General features: G+C 62.5%; 17 protein-coding genes. 10 read left to right on the top strand and 7 right to left on the bottom strand.

Annotation, left to right across the window (positions count from 1 at the left end; translation table 11 throughout):
* Nucleotides 1-20: 20 nt before the first annotated feature.
* Genes AC6JAC_RS07220 through glmS form a run of 3 tightly spaced genes read right to left on the bottom strand, consistent with a single transcriptional unit; the run spans nucleotide 21 to nucleotide 3,847 of the window.
* The gene (locus AC6JAC_RS07220; RefSeq protein ID WP_497964083.1) at nucleotides 21-1,547 is read right to left on the bottom strand and encodes an NAD(P)H-hydrate dehydratase; all 1,527 of its coding nucleotides are present in this window, start codon (nucleotides 1,545-1,547) and stop codon (nucleotides 21-23) included.
* A 54-nt stretch (nucleotides 1,548-1,601) separates the two neighbouring features.
* Nucleotides 1,602-1,949: a holo-ACP synthase gene (locus AC6JAC_RS07215; RefSeq protein WP_011692749.1), complete on the bottom strand. Its 348-nt coding sequence runs from the start codon at nucleotides 1,947-1,949 to the stop codon at nucleotides 1,602-1,604.
* A 5-nt stretch (nucleotides 1,950-1,954) separates the two neighbouring features.
* Nucleotides 1,955-3,847, bottom strand: coding sequence for a glutamine--fructose-6-phosphate transaminase (isomerizing) (glmS, locus tag AC6JAC_RS07210; RefSeq protein WP_028269533.1), 1,893 nt, complete (start codon nucleotides 3,845-3,847; stop codon nucleotides 1,955-1,957).
* Nucleotides 3,848-3,972: 125 nt separating this feature from the next.
* On the opposite strand from glmS, the gene coaA reads away from it, so the two are divergent.
* Nucleotides 3,973-4,947: a type I pantothenate kinase gene (gene coaA / locus AC6JAC_RS07205; protein ID WP_197024893.1), complete on the top strand. Its 975-nt coding sequence runs from the start codon at nucleotides 3,973-3,975 to the stop codon at nucleotides 4,945-4,947.
* A 47-nt stretch (nucleotides 4,948-4,994) separates the two neighbouring features.
* Nucleotides 4,995-5,873: a M15 family metallopeptidase gene (locus AC6JAC_RS07200; RefSeq protein ID WP_028269535.1), complete on the top strand. Its 879-nt coding sequence runs from the start codon at nucleotides 4,995-4,997 to the stop codon at nucleotides 5,871-5,873.
* Nucleotides 5,874-5,933: 60 nt separating this feature from the next.
* Here AC6JAC_RS07200 and AC6JAC_RS07195 read toward each other — a convergent pair whose 3' ends face one another.
* Entirely contained in the window at nucleotides 5,934-6,995 is a 1,062-nt protein-coding gene (locus AC6JAC_RS07195) for an acyltransferase family protein (protein ID WP_028269536.1), read from the bottom strand.
* A 203-nt stretch (nucleotides 6,996-7,198) separates the two neighbouring features.
* Here AC6JAC_RS07195 and mscL point away from each other — a divergent pair, with 203 nt between their 5' ends.
* Nucleotides 7,199-7,591 carry a large conductance mechanosensitive channel protein MscL gene (gene mscL / locus AC6JAC_RS07190; protein ID WP_028269537.1) on the top strand — a complete coding sequence of 131 codons (393 nt, stop codon included), beginning with the start codon at nucleotides 7,199-7,201 and terminating at the stop codon, nucleotides 7,589-7,591.
* A gap of 83 nt (nucleotides 7,592-7,674) precedes the next feature.
* Here mscL and glmM read toward each other — a convergent pair whose 3' ends face one another.
* Nucleotides 7,675-9,033: a phosphoglucosamine mutase gene (glmM, locus tag AC6JAC_RS07185; protein WP_028269538.1), complete on the bottom strand. Its 1,359-nt coding sequence runs from the start codon at nucleotides 9,031-9,033 to the stop codon at nucleotides 7,675-7,677.
* Between the two features lie 212 nt (nucleotides 9,034-9,245).
* On the opposite strand from glmM, the gene AC6JAC_RS07180 reads away from it, so the two are divergent.
* Entirely contained in the window at nucleotides 9,246-10,463 is a 1,218-nt protein-coding gene (locus AC6JAC_RS07180; RefSeq protein ID WP_442853332.1) for a bifunctional glycosyltransferase family 2/GtrA family protein, read from the top strand.
* 206 nt (nucleotides 10,464-10,669) lie between these two features.
* Nucleotides 10,670-12,379 (top strand): glycosyltransferase family 39 protein, encoded by a 1,710-nt coding sequence (locus tag AC6JAC_RS07175; RefSeq protein ID WP_269319487.1) that lies wholly within the window; start codon nucleotides 10,670-10,672, stop codon nucleotides 12,377-12,379.
* Between the two features lie 62 nt (nucleotides 12,380-12,441).
* Here the strand turns inward: AC6JAC_RS07175 and rpsI are convergent, their stop codons facing one another.
* Both rpsI and rplM read right to left on the bottom strand, forming a co-directional pair.
* On the bottom strand, nucleotides 12,442-12,951 hold the full coding sequence (rpsI, locus tag AC6JAC_RS07170) for a 30S ribosomal protein S9 (RefSeq protein WP_051628702.1): 510 nt from the start codon (nucleotides 12,949-12,951) through the stop codon (nucleotides 12,442-12,444).
* A gap of 37 nt (nucleotides 12,952-12,988) precedes the next feature.
* Nucleotides 12,989-13,432: a 50S ribosomal protein L13 gene (gene rplM / locus AC6JAC_RS07165; protein WP_011692756.1), complete on the bottom strand. Its 444-nt coding sequence runs from the start codon at nucleotides 13,430-13,432 to the stop codon at nucleotides 12,989-12,991.
* 334 nt (nucleotides 13,433-13,766) lie between these two features.
* Here rplM and AC6JAC_RS07160 point away from each other — a divergent pair, with 334 nt between their 5' ends.
* The 5 genes from AC6JAC_RS07160 to AC6JAC_RS07140 all read left to right on the top strand — a co-directional run bounded on the left by AC6JAC_RS07160 (nucleotide 13,767) and on the right by AC6JAC_RS07140 (nucleotide 16,752).
* Nucleotides 13,767-14,450 carry a prepilin peptidase gene (locus tag AC6JAC_RS07160; RefSeq protein ID WP_051628703.1) on the top strand — a complete coding sequence of 228 codons (684 nt, stop codon included), beginning with the start codon at nucleotides 13,767-13,769 and terminating at the stop codon, nucleotides 14,448-14,450.
* Between the two features lie 222 nt (nucleotides 14,451-14,672).
* Entirely contained in the window at nucleotides 14,673-14,867 is a 195-nt protein-coding gene (locus AC6JAC_RS07155; protein ID WP_043437555.1) for a Flp family type IVb pilin, read from the top strand.
* A gap of 121 nt (nucleotides 14,868-14,988) precedes the next feature.
* Entirely contained in the window at nucleotides 14,989-15,180 is a 192-nt protein-coding gene (locus tag AC6JAC_RS07150) for a Flp family type IVb pilin (RefSeq protein ID WP_028269542.1), read from the top strand.
* A 121-nt stretch (nucleotides 15,181-15,301) separates the two neighbouring features.
* Nucleotides 15,302-15,709: a TadE/TadG family type IV pilus assembly protein gene (locus AC6JAC_RS07145; protein ID WP_028269543.1), complete on the top strand. Its 408-nt coding sequence runs from the start codon at nucleotides 15,302-15,304 to the stop codon at nucleotides 15,707-15,709.
* Nucleotides 15,697-16,752, top strand: coding sequence for a Tad domain-containing protein (locus AC6JAC_RS07140; protein WP_051628704.1), 1,056 nt, complete (start codon nucleotides 15,697-15,699; stop codon nucleotides 16,750-16,752). The genes AC6JAC_RS07145 and AC6JAC_RS07140 overlap by 13 nt, the downstream gene beginning before the upstream one ends.
* Nucleotides 16,753-16,761: the final 9 nt, after the last annotated feature.

Here is a 16,761-nt window from a genome sequence, read left to right as displayed (position 1 = left end):
CTGCGTCTTGCGCCAAATGATTACAAAGTCCGCATCACCTCGGGCAGGTGGCTGGCGATGGCACCGGCGGTGACGGGTCCGCCGGCGGAGGCAAGGGTTCCGGCTCGGCCGTGCAGGCTCGCCGCCATTGCGCCGATGGCCGCCCAGCGCTGTTCCGCGGAGATCCCGCACGCGTCAAACTTGTCCTCGTCGTCCGAATGCTGGGCCAGCAGGGAGCCGAGGATCCCGGCCAGCACATCGCCGCTTCCGGCGGTGGCCATCCACGGGGTGGCTTCCGACTGGCTGAAAACCGGGCCCGACGGCGGCGCCACCAGTGTGGTGGCGCCCTTCAGCAGGACGGTGGCTCCGGTGCGTTCGGACGCCTGGCGAACGGCATCGAGCGTGGCGCCGTCAACGCCCTGCCGCCCCAGGTCGATCCCGTAGCGCTGCAGGAGGCGGGCCAGTTCGCCGCCGTGGGGCGTGAGCACCACACGCGGCGGCAGGACGTCCGGGAGGGCCGGCAGCGCGCCGGCGTCGGCAGCCACGGGCAGTCCGGTCTCCACGGCGTCGCGCGCGCGGCGGAGCTGGTCGTCGTCACGGTCGGCGATGCCCGGGCCAACCAGCCAGGCCTGGACGTGGGCGTCGGCCACGGCATCCGGCCCGCACACTACCTCCGGGCAGGCCTGCCGGACCAGCCGGGTTGCCTCGGGCGGGCCGAGGTACCGGACCATGCCGGCCCCCGCCGCGAGGGCGCCCCGGCAGGCGAGCACGGCGGCACCCGGGTACTGCTGTGAGCCGGCAACGATTCCCAGGACACCGCGGGTGTACTTGTGGGAGCGGCGGGCCAGCGGGGGCAGCAGGCGGGCAAGGTCGGCGGATTCCAGGCGCCGCAGCACCGGCAGGGGCAGTTCGGTTTCGATGCCGATGGGTATGACCAGTACGCGTCCGGCGTGGTCGGCGCCGGGATCGGCGAGCAGGCCGGCCTTCGCGCCGCCGAAAGTCACGGTGATATCGGCTGGAAGGACCGGGTCATAGGACTCGCCGGTGTCCGCGTTCACTCCGCTGGGAATGTCGCAGGCCACCACAAACCCGTGTGCCCCGCCGTTCAGCTTCTCGATCAGGGACGCCGCGGCGCCGCGGAGGCCTCCCTGGGCGCCGGTCCCCAGCACGGCATCAATGACGACGTCGGCGCGGGCGCCGGCCGCTGCCAGCTCGCCAGCGTTGTGGTCGCTGAGGGTCAGGGTACGGCCGCCGGCCCGTTCAAAGGCGGCCAGGCCGTCAGGGTGGGCGTCACCGGCGGTGAGCACCGCCGTCGTACGCATTCCCCGGGCAGCCAGGAAAGCGGCGGCGAAAAGCCCGTCTCCCCCGTTGTTGCCTTTGCCGGCAAGGACGGCGACGCTCGCACCATAGGGGCGGATCCCGCGCGAAACAAGCTCACGGACCACGGCGTTGGCCAGCCCGTAGGCTGCGCGTTGCATAAGAACAGCGCCCGCACCAGAGTCCAGGCTTGCCTGAAAGAACCGTTTTTCGGCCTCCCGTATTTGGGTTCCGGTGTAGGCGCTGATCATATTCAGTCCAATCGGTGCTGGGTCCGCGGCAGGGCTGTCAGGTGAAAGTCCGCGTCAGCCCTCCGCGAGGACGGTCGCCGTGGCGATTCCGCCGTCGTGGCTCATCGAGAGGTGCCAGCGTTTGACGCCCTTGGACTCGGCGACGGCCAGCACGGTGCCTTTAACCTGGATGGTGGGCCCGTTCTGGTCAAGGCCGATCCAGCAGTCCTGCCAGTTCATGCCCGCCGGCGCGCCCAATACCTTGGCCACGGCTTCCTTGGCCGCAAAGCGCGCGGCCAGGGAGCGGGTGTTCAGTTCCCGTTCGGCCGGAACGAACAGCCTGTCACGGAGCCCGGGGGTCCGCTCCAGCTGCCGGCCGAACCGTTCAATGTCTACGACGTCTACGCCAATGCCAACAATCATGCGGCTTATTCTACGGTCACGCTCTTGGCCAGGTTGCGTGGCTGGTCCACGTCGTATCCCTTGGCCGTGGCAAGTTCGAGGGCGAAGATCTGCAGCGGAACGGCGGCCAGCAGCGGCGCCAGGAGCGTAGGCGTCTCGGGGATGTAGAAGACGTGCTCGGCGTAGGCCTTGACCGCTTCGTCGCCTTCCTCGGCGATGACGATGGTCTTCGCGCCGCGGGCCCGGACTTCCTGGATGTTGGAGACCACCTTGGCGTGCAGCGAGTTCCGGCCGCGCGGGGACGGGACCACCACGAAGACCGGCTGGCCTTCCTCGATCAGCGCGATCGGGCCGTGCTTCAGCTCGCCGGCGGCAAAGCCCTCGGCGTGGATGTACGCCAGTTCCTTGAGCTTGAGCGCGCCTTCCATGGCCACCGGGAACCCGACGTGGCGGCCCAGGAACAGCACGGACTTGGCCCCGGCCATGGACCGGGCCAGGTCCTTGATCTCGTCAACATGGTCCAGGACCTGCTGGATCTTTGCCGGGACCTTGCCCAGGTCGGCCAGGATGTCCTTGATCTCGCCCTGGAACTTGTTGCCGCGCAGCTGTGCCAGATACAGGCCCAGCAGGTAGGCGGCGGTGATCTGCGCCAGGAAGGCCTTGGTGGAGGCGACGGCGATCTCCGGTCCGGCGTGCGTGTACAGCACGGCGTCGGATTCGCGCGGGATGGTGGAGCCGTTGGTGTTGCAGATGGAGAGGGTCTTGGCGCCCTGTTCCTTCGCGTAGCGGACGGCCATCAGGGTGTCCATGGTCTCGCCGGACTGCGAGATGGACACAATCAGCGTGTTCTCGTCCACGATCGGGTCGCGGTAGCGGAACTCGTGGGAGAGCTCCACCTCGGTGGCGATCCGGCACCAGTGCTCGATCGCGTACTTGGCCACCTGGCCGGAGTACGCGGAGGTGCCGCAGGCCAGCACGATGATCTTGTTGATCTTCTTCAGGTGCTCCGGGTCGATGCGCATTTCATCGAGGGTCAGCTTGCCGTCAAGGTCCGAGCGGCCCAGCAGGGTGTTGGCGACGGCGTCGGGCTGGTCATGGATCTCCTTCTCCATGAAGGACGGGTAGCCGCCCTTCTCGGCCGAGGCCGGATCCCAGTCAACGTGGTATTCCTTGCCCTGGGCCGGGGCGCCGAAGAAGTCGGTGATCTCCACGGTGTCCGCGGTGATGGTCACGATCTGGTCCTGGCCCAGCTCCACGGCCCGGCGGGTGTAGTCGATGAAGCCGGAGACGTCTGAGCCGAGGAAGTTCTCGCCCTCGCCCAGGCCCACCACGAGCGGGGAGTTGCGGCGGGCGGCGACGACGACGTCGGGCTGATCCGCGTGCACGGCCAGCAGGGTGAAGGCGCCTTCCAGTCGCTGGCAGGCAAGCTGCATGGCCTTGGTGAGGCCGCCGTTGGAGGCGTCGCCGTTCAGCTGGTTCCGGAAGATGTCGCCCAGCAGCGCCGCGGCCACCTCGGTGTCCGTCTCGGACGCGAACACGGTGCCCTTTTCGAGCAGTTCCAGCTTGAGCTCGGCGAAGTTTTCGATGATGCCGTTGTGGATCAGGGCCAGCTTGCCGCCGTCGGACAGGTGCGGGTGCGCATTCTGGTCCGTGGGGCCGCCGTGCGTGGCCCAGCGGGTGTGCCCGATCCCGGTGACGGAATCCGGCAGCGGCTTCTCTTCCAGTTCAGCGAGCAGGTTGCTCAGCTTTCCGGACTTCTTGCGCGACGAAATGGTTCCGTCCGCCACCACAGCAACGCCTGCCGAGTCATACCCGCGGTACTCCAGACGGCGGAGTCCCTCAAGGACAACGTCCAACGCGCCGTGGCCAACATTTACCCGGCCTGACGAATGGCCTACGTATCCTACGATTCCACACATAGAGCCAAGCTTATATGGAGTAGTGGTCCGCTGAGGTCTGGCACGGCCCCGGCGACACTGTTCCCGGGCCCCGTTGCAGCGGATGCGACGCCCTGCATTTCGCTCTCAGCGTCGCGGAGGGCAGAATCTCTAACGTGACTTTGCAACGCAACGAAGCGAATGGAGAGGGCGTCTCCCCGTTCGTGGAGCTGGACAGGCAGACCTGGTCCCGGCTCGCAGCCCAGATGGAACAGCCTCTTAACGAAGAGGACGTGGTCCGTCTCAGAGGGCTCGGTGATCCGCTGGACATGAAGGAAGTCCGCGAAGTCTATTTGCCCCTGTCCCGGCTGCTTCACCTCTACGTCGAGGCCGCGGGCCAGCTGCACGCCGCCACCACCACCTTCCTCGGCGAGCAGACGCAGCGCACCCCCTTTGTGATCGGCGTGGCCGGTTCCGTGGCCGTGGGCAAGTCCACCATCGCCCGCGTGCTCCGTGAGATGCTCCGCCGCTGGCCCGGGACGCCGAACGTGGAGCTCATTACCACCGACGGTTTCCTGTATCCCCTGGCAGAGCTCAAGCGCCGGCACCTCCTGGAGCGGAAGGGTTTCCCGGAGTCGTACGACCGCCGAGCCCTGCTCCGCTTCGTGAGCGAGATCAAGGGCGGCGCGGAAGAGGTCCGGGCACCCTGGTACTCCCACGTCACGTACGACATTGTGCCCGGCAAGGAAGTGGTGGTCCGCCGCCCGGACGTGCTGATCGTCGAAGGCTTGAACGTCCTGGCACCCGCCCGGCCCCGCCATGACGGCAAGCAGGGGCTCGCGCTGAGCGACTTCTTCGACTTCTCCATCTACGTGGACGCGAAGACCTCCTATATCGAGGAATGGTACGTGGACCGGTTCCGCAAGCTGCGCACCACCGCCTTCGCCCAGCCGGAATCCTACTTCCACCGCTATGCGACGCTGTCCGACGAGGAAGCAGAAAGCACCGCCCGCGACATCTGGAAACGCATCAACGAGCCCAACCTCGAGGAAAACGTCCTCCCCACGCGGGGCAGGGCGCAGCTCGTGCTCACCAAGGAAGCGGATCACTCCATCCGCCGCATGCTCCTGCGGAAGGTCTAGCACAGGCGTGCCACAACTGTTCTGCGGTTCCTGGGGCTGCTGAATCCGTGCCTGCTCCCACAGCACCGACCCGGCGGGCCATCGCAAGGCTCCTGGCCGCCGGCGCGGGACTGACTGCATTGGCAGCCTGCACGCCCGACGGCGGAAACCGGCCGCCGTCGTCGGCTTCCCCGTCCGTAACTTCCGCCTCCGCTTCGCAGGCGGCACCGCCGTCGTCCGCCGGCCCGGAGACGAGCGCTGCCGCCACCGAACCCGGAACGGTGGCCGCGCCGGCACCCACTGCCGCGCCGACGCCTACGTCGCCCGCGGCCGGACTGGCCCAGCAGCATTCGTTGACGGATCCCGCCAGCCCGTGGCTGGTGGTCAACAAGCACCGGCCGCTCTCCCCCGCCGACTACGTCCCGGCGGACCTCGTCCAGCCCAACATCGCCCTGGCCGTTTCGGGCGAGTCGGCGCAGCTAAACAGCACCACGGCGGCTGCCGCGGAGCAGATGTTCGCCGCGGCCGCGGGAGACGGCGTCACCATGACGCTGGCGAGCGGTTACCGGTCCTACGGCACCCAGGTGGCAACGTACAACAGCTATGTGGCGTCCAGGGGTCAGGCCGAGGCGGACACAGCTTCGGCCAGGCCCGGGTTCTCGGAGCACCAGACCGGCTGGGCCTTCGACATCGGCGACGGCGGCGGGGCGTGCGGGTTCCAGCCGTGTTTCGCCGAGCAGCCGGCCGCGGTGTGGGCCAAAGCCAACGCCCACCGCTTCGGCTTCGTGGTGCGGTACCCGTGGATGTTCCACCAGATCACGGGCTACTACTACGAGTCCTGGCACCTGAGATACATCGGCGTGGAAGCCGCCATGGACATGGCCGCCAAGGGCATCGTGACGCTGGAAGAGTACTTCGGACTGGAAGCGGCGCCGGGGTACTTGTAGGGCGGTCACGTTCAGCCCTTCTCGCCAGGGACGCGGTGTATCGTCGACCCGCGTCAGGTCTCAGGCCAGCGCCAATGCGGATGCGAAGCGAGGGGTGAAGACTCGCCGACCAAAGCGCTGCGCAGGACCTTCAATCAGCACACAGCTCAGCCAAGCCAAAGGGGCTGTTGCCAGTACGGAAAATACGGCAAAGCCACCCAATGGCACCAGGGCGTCCACTCCAGCCAAAGCAAGGAGCTGCTGAACTGGCCAGCCATAGATGTACATGCCGTAGGAAATGTCGTATCGAGAACCGATTCGGTGGAGCGCCGGCGACGAACCGAACCAAAGGATTAAGTACGCCAAGGGCAGTGGGCAGAAGGCGATGAAGAAATCCGCAGAGTACGACAGAGCAAGCAGAGCCGCGGCGACCATTGCGATGTCTCCTCGCAAGAAGACCCTTGACCGGAAGAGGCACAAAACAGATCCGGCGAGAAAGGTTGCGGTCGGGCAAAGAATTTTTCCCCATGGCCCTGCCGTAGGACCCTGGGCCATCACCTGAAAAACAAGAGTGCCCATCGCTAGGCCGAAAAAGATTGCGATGGCTACGCGAAACAACTCGGGCTTTAGCAGCGCGAGCGATCCAACCAGGGCATAGCACAGGACCTCCCAGAAGAGCGTCCAGAGCGGCGAGTTCCATTCGTCGGCCCCTGGCACATCGGCAAGAGTGGAGCCAATAGGAACATTGCCTAATTGCGTGCCGATAAGTGAAAGGTTGTTTGCGACGAAAGCCGTTGCATCGAAAGTGCTGTACGTTCCACTGCCAAGGAATGCCCCGATCGGGGCCATAACAAAGGCGATCAACATCAAGCAAACGACCAACCCCGGTACTATCCGGAGGAAACGCGCACGGAAGAACGCAGCAACGTTCCTGGAACGCAGCCTGCTGAGTGTTATGAGATATCCAGAGATTCCAAAGAAACCCACTACGGCCCAGGATCCCAACTGACCGCCGGCCACCGCCGGTCCGGGTCCGAGCCCCGTCAACCACCAGCTGTGCGCGACAATAACCCAGACAGCCAAAATTAGTCGCATGCCGTTTAGCGAGTTTCGAGTCGCGCCCAACGCGTTCTCCAGTGTCATTCCGTCGGCCCCCCATCCGTAGTTGGGCAAGCATACGGCTACAAAGTCATTAGTCTGAAGAGTAGTCCGCTAACTTTAACACCGGCACGCCCCGACACATATGAAACCAATTCCCGCCGTCAAGGGCCAGTGACCGACGACACACCCCGCGAAATTACCCTACTGTCACACCGTGTTCACAAGACAGGGTTAAGCTCAGTCCCATGTTGACCGGATTCAAGAATTTTATTATGAAGGGCAACGTCGTAGACCTTGCCGTCGCAGTGGTCATGGGTGCCGCCTTCGGCGCCGTCGTGACCTCAATCGTTGAAGGCTTGCTGACTCCACTGATCGGCCGTCTGTTCAATGCCAAGGGCATTGAAGAAATGCAGTGGGAGGGGTTCATGTACGGATCCGTCATCTCCTCCATCATTTCGTTCCTGCTGGTGGCAGCCGCCATCTACTTCGTGGTCATCATGCCGATGAACCACATGATCGAACGCCGCAACCGCCGGCTCGGTATTGATACCGAAGTCAAGGAAGAGGCCGCCGAGGACCCCCAGATCGCACTCCTCACGGAAATCCGCGATTCCCTCCAGGCCAGGCCCCGGGCCTAGCTTCCGGGACATAACAAAGTGGTCCGCCTCCGGAGAGGCGGACCACTTTTTGTTTGCTGGATCGGGCTAGGCTACGGTCTGGGTCAGGCTGCGGGCGCTACCGCCAGTCGTTCCTGCACCACGGCCGCGAGATGCTTGCAGATCCGTTCGGCGGTGGGCATGTCGGCAGCCTCCACCATCACACGCACCAAGGCCTCGGTTCCGGACGGCCGGAGGAGCACACGGCCGGTCTCGCCGAGTTCCGCGGAAGCCTCCGCCACAGCAGCCAGAACCCCTTCGTCGGTCCCAGCCCGGGCCTTGTCCACGTTCTTGACGTTGATCATCAGCTGCGGAAGCTTGGTCATCACTGTGGCGAGTTCCTTCAAGGGCTTGCCCGTGAGAGCCACCTGGGCGGCCAGCTGCAGGCCGGTCAGGAGGCCGTCGCCTGTAGTGGCGTGATCGGCGAAGATCACGTGACCGGACTGCTCGCCGCCAAGGTTGTAGCCGCCGTCGCGCATTTCCTCGAGAACGTAGCGGTCCCCCACCGCAGTTTCGCGGATGGTGATGCCGGCGTTGCGGAGGGCGATCTTCAAGCCGAGGTTGCTCATGACAGTGGCCACCAGGACGTTGTCCGTGAGCTTGCCGGATTCCTTCAGCGCCAGGGCGAGGATGGCCATGATCTGGTCACCGTCCACCTCGTTGCCTTCATGGTCGATGGCAAGGCACCGGTCGGCGTCACCGTCGTGGGCGATGCCCAGGTCCGCACCGTGTTCCACCACTGCGCGCTGGAGGGCGCCGAGGTGGGTTGAGCCCACGCCGTCGTTGATGTTCAGGCCGTCGGGCTCGGCGCCAATGACCACGATCTCGGCGCCGGCGTCGTTGAAGAGCTGCGGTGAACAGCCGCTGGCTGCGCCGTGGGCGCAGTCGAGAACCACTTTCAGCCCGTCGAGGCGGTGCGGCAGGGTTCCGAGGAGGTGGACGATGTAGCGGTCCTCGGCGTCGGAGAACGTCTGGATACGGCCCACGTCGCTGCCTGTGGGCCGGACAGGGTCTTTGCCCATCTGCGCCTCGATGGCATCTTCCACCTCGTCAGGCAGCTTCTGGCCGCCCCGCGCGAAGAATTTGATGCCGTTGTCCGGCGCCGGGTTGTGGGAGGCAGAGATCATGACGCCGAAGTCGGCGTTAAGGTCGGCCACCAGGTAGGCGGCGGCAGGTGTGGGGAGGACGCCGGCGTCGTAGACATCGATGCCGGAACTGGAGAGTCCCGCCGCGACCGCTGCCGAGATGAACTCGCCGCTGGCACGCGGATCGCGCGCCACCACGGCGCGCGGACGGGTGCCGTTGGTGGTGCGTTCGTGGCCGAGTACGACGGCGGCCGCTTGCGCCAGCTGCATCGCCAGCTCTGCTGTGAGCAGGCCGTTAGCCAGGCCCCGGACACCATCTGTTCCAAATAATCTAGACATCGGGTCAAGTTTAGACGATGGACCCACTGGGCCGGGCTGTCCCTCACCGTGCTTGTGGTGACAGGTGACGCGCAGGTAGTACGCAGCCCCAGGAGGCTACTCGTTTGGACTACTTGGATATGCCGCACTTTGTACTCGTCTTTCCCAAAACCCCTCGTCAGAGCTACTAGTGGCTCTCTAGCATTCGAGGCATGACACCTAGCTCTGGGGGCTTGGCGCTCGAAATCGTAGTACCGGTCTTCAACGAAGAGTCGGTGCTCGAGAAAAGCATCAGCAGGCTCGCCGAATACTTATCGCAGGAAATGCCTTCAACGTGGCAAATTACCATCGCGGACAATGCCAGCACGGACAACACTGCTGTCATCGCCACACGCTTAGCAACGCAATTGCCCAACGTTGTTTATCGCAGGCTGCAGGTCAAAGGCCGGGGCTTTGCACTGAGGGACGCATGGGGGGCCTCGACCGCAAGGGTCTTGGCGTACCTCGACGTCGACCTCTCTACGGATCTGGCAGCACTGCCTCCGCTGGTTGCCCCGTTGCTGTCCGGCCATTCGGACGTATCCATTGGCACCAGGTTGGGCGCCACCTCCAGAGTCAGCCGCGGCCCCAAACGGGAATTCATTTCCCGCTGCTACAACTTTCTTCTCAAGCGGACCATGCAGGTCAAGTTCTCTGACGCACAGTGCGGTTTCAAAGCCATCCGAGCTGACGTAGCGAAGAAGCTACTTCCGCTCGTGGAGGACAACGGCTGGTTCTTCGACACCGAACTGCTCATAATCGCCGAACGTTCAGGGCTCCGGATCCATGAGATACCCGTGGATTGGGTTGACGATCCCGATAGCCGAGTCGACATCAGGCAGACGGCTGTGGATGATCTGCGGGGCCTGATCAGGGTTGGAGGAGGGCTGATGAAGGGTTCCATTCCAGTTCAAGCCATCTATGCGGAACTTGGGCGCAGACCTTTTGTTCCGCCCGGTCGTCCAAGCTTCTTTGGTCAGGTCCTGCGATTCGGACTTGTCGGTGCGGCCTCCACCATCGCCTTCGCTTTGCTCTACCTCGTCCTTCAGGGACCGATGGGCGCGCAGCAAGCCAACTTCATGTCTCTGCTGTTAACAGCGGTGGGGAATACCGCTGCGAACCGCAGATTCACTTTCGGGATCAGAGGTCCGGCCAGGCTCTTCACACAGCAGTTCCAAGGCATGATCGTATTCCTGTTGGCTTGGACCATCACCTCCGCTTCACTGGCAGCACTCCATACTGTCTACTTGGATGCCACGCCAAGCCATGAGCTGATCGTCCTGACCGCGGCTAACGTCCTGGCTACGCTGATGAGGTTCGTACTGCTTCGGCTCTGGGTGTTTCGCAGGCGGAGCTCCACTGCGCCGGTGCACGCCGTTAGCCTGACCCCATCCAAAGAGCCGGCACTGTGAGCCGCCTAGCCGCACAGGCCGAGCTGTCAGCAAAGGGCGAACATGGGCGGCTATCATCACCTGTCATTCAATTTTTCAGAGGTCCCCAGAAATCCCCAGCGTGGCAACGTCCCGCATTGCTGGCCCTTCTAACGTTCACAGCGATTCTTTACACGTGGGGCCTGGACCGGAACGGGTGGGCCAATGCCTACTATTCCGCCGCTGCCATGTCGGGTTCGCTCGATTGGACTGCACTCCTATTTGGCTCCTCGGACCCAGGAAATGCGATCACGGTAGATAAACCACCTCTCAGCATCTGGATAATGGCGCTTTCCGCCCGGGTGTTTGGACTGAATTCGTGGAGCATCCTCCTACCCCAAGCCGTGATGGGAGTCCTGAGCGTCTACCTTCTGTATCGCATGGTGGAGAAACGCTTTGACGCGGCCACGGCACTGCTCGCCGGGACGTTCATGGCGGTAATGCCCGTGTCCACTGTGATCTTCCGCTATAACAACCCGGACGCCTTACTGACCGTGATCATGATTGGCATTGTCTTTTGCACCTTAGAGTCTATTGACCGCGGCAGACTGCGGTGGCTCATGATGGCGGGGGCGCTAACGGGGGCGGCCTTTCTGACAAAGCAGCTACAAGTGCTCGTGGTCCTGCCCGGAGTGGCCGTCGCCTACCTGGTGTTCACACGCATTTCCGTAATCAGACGCCTGCTGCACTTGTCGCTGGCCCTCGCTGCTTCCGCCATCGCAGCTGGCTGGTGGTTGGCAGTTGTCCAGTTGACTAGTCCTGCGGACCGCCCGTTCATTGGCGGTTCGAGGAACAACAGCGTTATCGAGCTCACCATGGGATACAACGGTTTGGACCGACTAACCGGCGAGGACGCAAGCCGAACAATGGGTTCCGGACTTGGCAGCGGGTTAAATGAGAAGCTGGACGCTGGATTCCAACGATTTCTTCAGCCTCAATTTTCAGGACAGTTCGGTTGGTTTCTGCCGCTGGCGGTGGCTGGACTTTGTATCTCGGTATGGCTGCTAAGGCGGCGTGAAGGCGAACTCACGTCCCGGGTCTTCCTACTAATGTGCTCCGTCTGGTTCTGCTGTTCGGCAACGATCCTGGCGTTCATGTCTGGCATCCTGCACCCTTACTACGTGCTCTCTGCGGTGCCCCCGTTATGTTGCTTGGCTGCGGTGGCCCTTATGTACTTTCTTCGGGGCCTGGACAGCAGCAAGATTCGTTTCACGGCAGCGGTAACTTTCGCCGCTAGCATGATCTTCGCGTTTGTGACGGCTGTCAGGTCCACTGCTGATTTCCCGGGCTTCCCCGTCGCGGTCGTCGTGATGTGGAGCGTTGCCGTTGGTGGGATCCTGCTGCGGCCGCCTCGACAGGTCGTCAGACGGGCAGTCAGCATGCTTTCGATAGGCGTCCTCCTAAGCGGCCCCGTCATTTGGTCCGTGAACACCGTCCTGACCGGCCATGTTGGCGCCGGCGTCATTGCCGGGCCGAGCATTTTCGGAATGCGCACGGACGACAGGGAACGTGCCTCGCCCAAGACGCCCGAAAGCTACCTGTCCGTGATGTTTGGCGACTCGCCCAGCCCGGAACTGATACGTCGCCTACGAGAAACTCCCTCAAGCCAGACGTGGGCTACTGCGGTAATCGGTTCGGAGACAGCCGCAAACTACCAGCTGGAATCGGGACGGGCTGTGCTGCCCCTGGGTGGCTTCGACGGCACAGACCCGTATCCGACTCTGGAGCAATTCCAAAGCCTCGTCAAGGACGGTCGGGTTCAGTCCCTCGCATTCCAGAACCTGCCGCCATTGACATTGGAAGGACGCGGAGAGTCAGCCAGAATATTGCTCTGGGTGAGGGAAAATTTCGTCGCAGAACAGGTCAGCGGGGCTGTTTATTACGAGTTGACGCGATAAGCGCCGTCATACAGCGGAAGCCCGCCCCGCCGAATGGCGGGACGGGCTTCCGGGAAGCGTGATTAGCGCTTGGAGTACTGCTGAGCCTTACGGGCCTTCTTGAGACCAGCCTTCTTGCGCTCGATGACGCGGGCGTCACGACGCAGGTAACCGGCCTTCTTCAGGGTGGCGCGGTTGTTCTCGGCGTCGATCTCGTTCAGTGAACGGGCGATGCCGAGGCGCAGTGCACCGGCCTGGCCGGAGATGCCGCCACCGTGGATGCGGGCAATGACGTCGTAGGCGCCGTCAAGATCGAGGATCTTGAAGGGCTCGTTGACGTCCTGCTGGTGCAGCTTGTTCGGGAAGTAGTTCGCCAGCTCGCGGCCGTTGATGGTCCACTTGCCGGAGCCGGGAACGATGCGGACGCGGGCGACGGCTTCCTTGCGGCGGCCAACAGCTGCGCCGGCAACAGTCAGTGCCGGGCGTTCCTTCTTCGGCGCTTCTGCTTCTGCAGGACCGCTTTCCGAGGTGTAGCTGGTCAGGTTTTCCTCAGCCGGAACGGCCTCGGTGGTCAGTTCTTCGTTCTGAGCCACGATTCTCCTTGTATAGATAAGTTGTTGGTGGCCAGGACTACTGGGCGACCTGGGAAATTTCGAAAGTCTTGGGCTGCTGAGCGGCGTGCGGGTGCTCTGCACCGCGGTAAACCTTCAGCTTGCCCAGCTGCTGTGCAGCGAGGGAGTTCTTCGGGAGCATGCCCTTGATGGCCTTCTCCACGGCGCGAACCGGGTTGGATTCAAGCAGTTCCGCGTAGTTGACGGAGGTCAGACCACCCGGGTAACCGGAGTGGCGGTAAGCGCGCTTCTGCTCGAGCTTGGCGCCGGTGAGGGCAACCTTCTCGGCGTTGATGATGATGACGAAGTCGCCCATGTCCATGTGGGGAGCAAAGGTGGCCTTGTGCTTGCCGCGCAGCAGGATTGCGGTCTGGCTGGCGAGACGACCAAGGACAACGTCGGTGGCGTCAATGACGTGCCACTGGCGGTTGATATCGCCGGGCTTCGGGGTGTACGTACGCACGGTGTTTGCCTCGTTCTTGTTCTGGCGTTCTTGTTTAGGTGTCACGTAAGCGTGTGCACCTACTATCTATGCGCTACCGGAACAGAGGTGAGGGCTCCAAGAATCCAGTGGTCCAGAAGTCTCGAATGTGCCCGAGGAGTAGTTATCCTGCAACCGGATTCTCAGCGGGCACGCATCATCGAGAAAGGACACGCACAACGACTATCAAGAATAGCGGGTATAGAGGCCACTGGTCAAAATAGGCTCTAGGTAGACAGTCTGCGCCGGACCTGATGCTCGGGTCCGGCGCCGTGGACCATGAACAACTCCGAGCTTAGGTGCCCTGTTGACTGAAATGCCCCCGGCCGCCCTGCTGGTAATCGCTTGCGCCCTCCTGGGCCTCGCCGCGGCACCCGCTGCCCTTCTCATCACGCGCCGGTTACTGCCCGATATCGAGCTAGGGCACGTCCGCTGGCACGCTAGGGCCGGCGCAATTGCAAACGGCGTGCTGTTCGGAGCGATGGCTTGGCGGTTCGGCTGGTCCTGGGTGCTGCCGGCCTACCTTTTCCTCTGCGCAGCTGGATTTGTGCTCTCCCGAATCGATCTTCAGCACAAGTTATTGCCCAACAGGCTCGTTGTTCCCACCCTCGGAATCGGTCTAGGACTATTGCTAATGGACGCCGGCATGAACCAGCGATGGGGAAATCTGCTCGTAGCAGTCATCGGATGCGCCGCAACTTTCGTGATCTACCTGATTTTGGCGGTTATTTCCCCCCGTGGAATGGGCATGGGCGACGTAAAGCTCTCGGCACCACTTGGTTTGTACTTGGGCTACCTCTCGATAGGTCACTTGATACTCGGGATAGCCCTTGGTTTTATTGTGGGCGCCGTGACCAGTGTGCTCCTTGTTACGGGCGGGTTTGCGGGCCGAAAGACGGCTGTGCCCTTCGGCCCGTCCATGTTCGCGGGATGCCTGCTGGCCGTTCTATGGGCCGCCGAAGTGGGGCGGATTCTCCTGCCCACAGTCTTCCCTCGATAGCCCTTTCCGAGTACACCAAGTAGTCGCGTACTTGGGTAGCGCGGTTATAGGGATGTAACACCAAGTAGACGCCCGATTCTGGTGTCTAAAAGACGAGTACATCCACTCATTGTGGGGCTATTTGTGACTCCTGTATTCCTTTGTGTATCGAAGTTCCAGCAACACCTTTTTGGGGGGAGCGGGAATTCGAAGCCAATTCAGCACTCACAAAAGGAACACAAAATGAACTCTGCACTGGTCTCCATGGTTGCCTTTATCGCCGGCGTCAAGAACCGGCTCACTCGCGAAGAGAAGGGCGCCACGATGGTGGAGTACGGCATCATGGTCGCCTTCATCGCCGTCCTGGTTATGGCCGCTGTCATCATCCTCGGCCCGCAGATTGCGGCCCTGTTCACGTCAGTTTCGGCAAAGCTCTAGTCGACGAGGTTGCGGTGGCCATAAGTGCCACCGCAACCAACCCTTCGCACAGCCAGCTGGGGAACTCTTCGAGTGGCCGGCACCGAAGGCTGAAATTTTGGTCTTATACAAGGAGCAAGTCATGAACTCGTTCATAGCAACAATCAATGCCGTTCTTCACACAGCAAAAGGCAAGCTGCAAGAGGAAAAGGGCGCCACGATGGTCGAGTACGGCATCATGGTCGCCTTCATCGCCGTTGTGGTGATGGCTGCGGTCATCATCCTCGGCCCGAAGGTCGCCGACCTCTTCACTTCTGTTTCGGCAGCTCTTTAGAAAATTTGTTCAACGGAGCTGACGACGCTTTGGGCTCTGGCGGTGGGCATAACCGCCGTCAGGGCCCATTCCACTTATAGGAAACATTCACCGCTCTAACAAAAGGTTTGGGGAGACGGTCTTGAAGTCAAAACGGAAAGAACGCGGCGCAGTGGCCGTTGAGATGGCGATCGTTCTCCCGCTGCTACTACTGGTTCTTATCGGGATCATCGAATTCGGCCGAGTGCTAAATGTCCAGGTCTCACTGACCCAGGCGGCCCGTGAAGGGGCCAGGTACGCAGCCATCCATCACAGCGACTCGTCACTGGACGTAAGCGCCGTGGCCTTGGCGGCGGCACCGTCCCTTTCGGGGCTCCCGGTGACGGTCACACACAATGCGGGCAGCTGTACGTCCGGCACAAATGTCACGGTCACCACCAAGGTGACCATGTCCTCAATGACAGGCTTCCTCGACGCCGGCTTCTTCGGCCAGCCGGTTATTTTCCCGCTGTCCATGACTGGAGTAGGAGTAATGCGATGCGGCGGTTGATTCCACAACGTTTCGCCCACCATCGGGCCGTGCGTGCAGCAGAGCGCGACGAGCGCGGCGCCGCGTCTGTCATCGTGGCAGTGCTCCTCGTTGTCTTGATGGGGTTCGGGGCCCTAGCCGTTGACGTCGGCGCCATGTATGCGGAAAAAGCCCAACTGCAGAATGGAGCCGACGCTTCCGCGTTGGCTATCGCAAATGACTGTGGCAAAGGATCATGCGGCAGTTACAACGCGACGGGGAGTGCACTAGCCAACAGCAACAGCAACGACAACTCCAGCGGAATTGCGTCCATAACGTTCCCGACCACCACATCGGTCCGGGTTGAAACCAACACGCGTCAGGCCGGCTCAGGAGTCAACAGCTTTTCCCTTTTCTTCGCCCGCGTGATGGGTTTCGACACTACGGATATCCGAGCTGTGGCCGAGGCACGCTGGGGGGCGCCGACCAAGGCAACAACCCTTCCGTGGACTATCAGCAAGTGCGTCTTCGAGAAGTACTTAACGCCAAGCCAGCTTGCCGAGCTGAACTCAACCGGTGACTTCACGGGCAATCCGACCCCGACGCACATTCTCCTGCGTTACGACGAAAATACTCCGGATTACCCTGGTTGCCCGCCGCAGAATGGTTACGCTGAGGGCGGCTTCGGCTGGCTGGACCGGGACACTGGCTGCTCGGCAAACATCGACATCGCCAATTCGGAAATTGGCAACGACCCCGGCAATGATTTTCCGAGCGAATGCAATGGCATCCTGGCCACACTCCTGATGGAGCCCGTCCTCATTCCAGTGTTCAGCACCGCGACAGGAAACGGGCAGCACGCTACATACGCCTTGGTTGGATTCTTGGCATTCAAGGTCACCGGCTACAAGTTCGGCGGTGGGCCATCGCTGACAAATCTTGACTCCGCCGCACCGTCCTGCACGGGCAACTGCAGGGGTATCCAGGGGTACTTCACCCGTTATGTCTCCTTGGCCGAGGGCCTCGCCTTAGGCGGTTCAGGAACTCCCAACTACGGAGGATCCGGGGTAGCACTCACGCAGTAGAAACAAGCC

Source organism: Arthrobacter sp. KUASC02 (genome assembly GCF_059739395.1).
Note: the sequence above shows the minus strand (reverse complement) of the source record. Positions and strands in the feature narration are given on the sequence as shown.

Excerpts from the sequence above, each read along its gene's own strand:
- AC6JAC_RS07220 (WP_497964083.1), bottom strand. The coding sequence starts at position 1,547 with ATGATCAGCGCCTACACCGGAACCCAAATACGGGAGGCCGAAAAACGG.
- AC6JAC_RS07195 (WP_028269536.1), bottom strand. The coding sequence starts at position 6,995 with ATGACACTGGAGAACGCGTTGGGCGCGACTCGAAACTCGCTAAACGGC.
- mscL (WP_028269537.1), top strand. The coding sequence starts at position 7,199 with ATGTTGACCGGATTCAAGAATTTTATTATGAAGGGCAACGTCGTAGAC.
- AC6JAC_RS07160 (WP_051628703.1), top strand. The coding sequence starts at position 13,767 with ATGCCCCCGGCCGCCCTGCTGGTAATCGCTTGCGCCCTCCTGGGCCTC.
- AC6JAC_RS07155 (WP_043437555.1), top strand. The coding sequence starts at position 14,673 with ATGAACTCTGCACTGGTCTCCATGGTTGCCTTTATCGCCGGCGTCAAG.
- AC6JAC_RS07215 (WP_011692749.1), bottom strand. The coding sequence starts at position 1,949 with ATGATTGTTGGCATTGGCGTAGACGTCGTAGACATTGAACGGTTCGGC.
- glmS (WP_028269533.1), bottom strand. The coding sequence starts at position 3,847 with ATGTGTGGAATCGTAGGATACGTAGGCCATTCGTCAGGCCGGGTAAAT.
- AC6JAC_RS07175 (WP_269319487.1), top strand. The coding sequence starts at position 10,670 with ATGTCGGGTTCGCTCGATTGGACTGCACTCCTATTTGGCTCCTCGGAC.
- AC6JAC_RS07140 (WP_051628704.1), top strand. The coding sequence starts at position 15,697 with ATGCGGCGGTTGATTCCACAACGTTTCGCCCACCATCGGGCCGTGCGT.
- glmM (WP_028269538.1), bottom strand. The coding sequence starts at position 9,033 with ATGTCTAGATTATTTGGAACAGATGGTGTCCGGGGCCTGGCTAACGGC.
- AC6JAC_RS07150 (WP_028269542.1), top strand. The coding sequence starts at position 14,989 with ATGAACTCGTTCATAGCAACAATCAATGCCGTTCTTCACACAGCAAAA.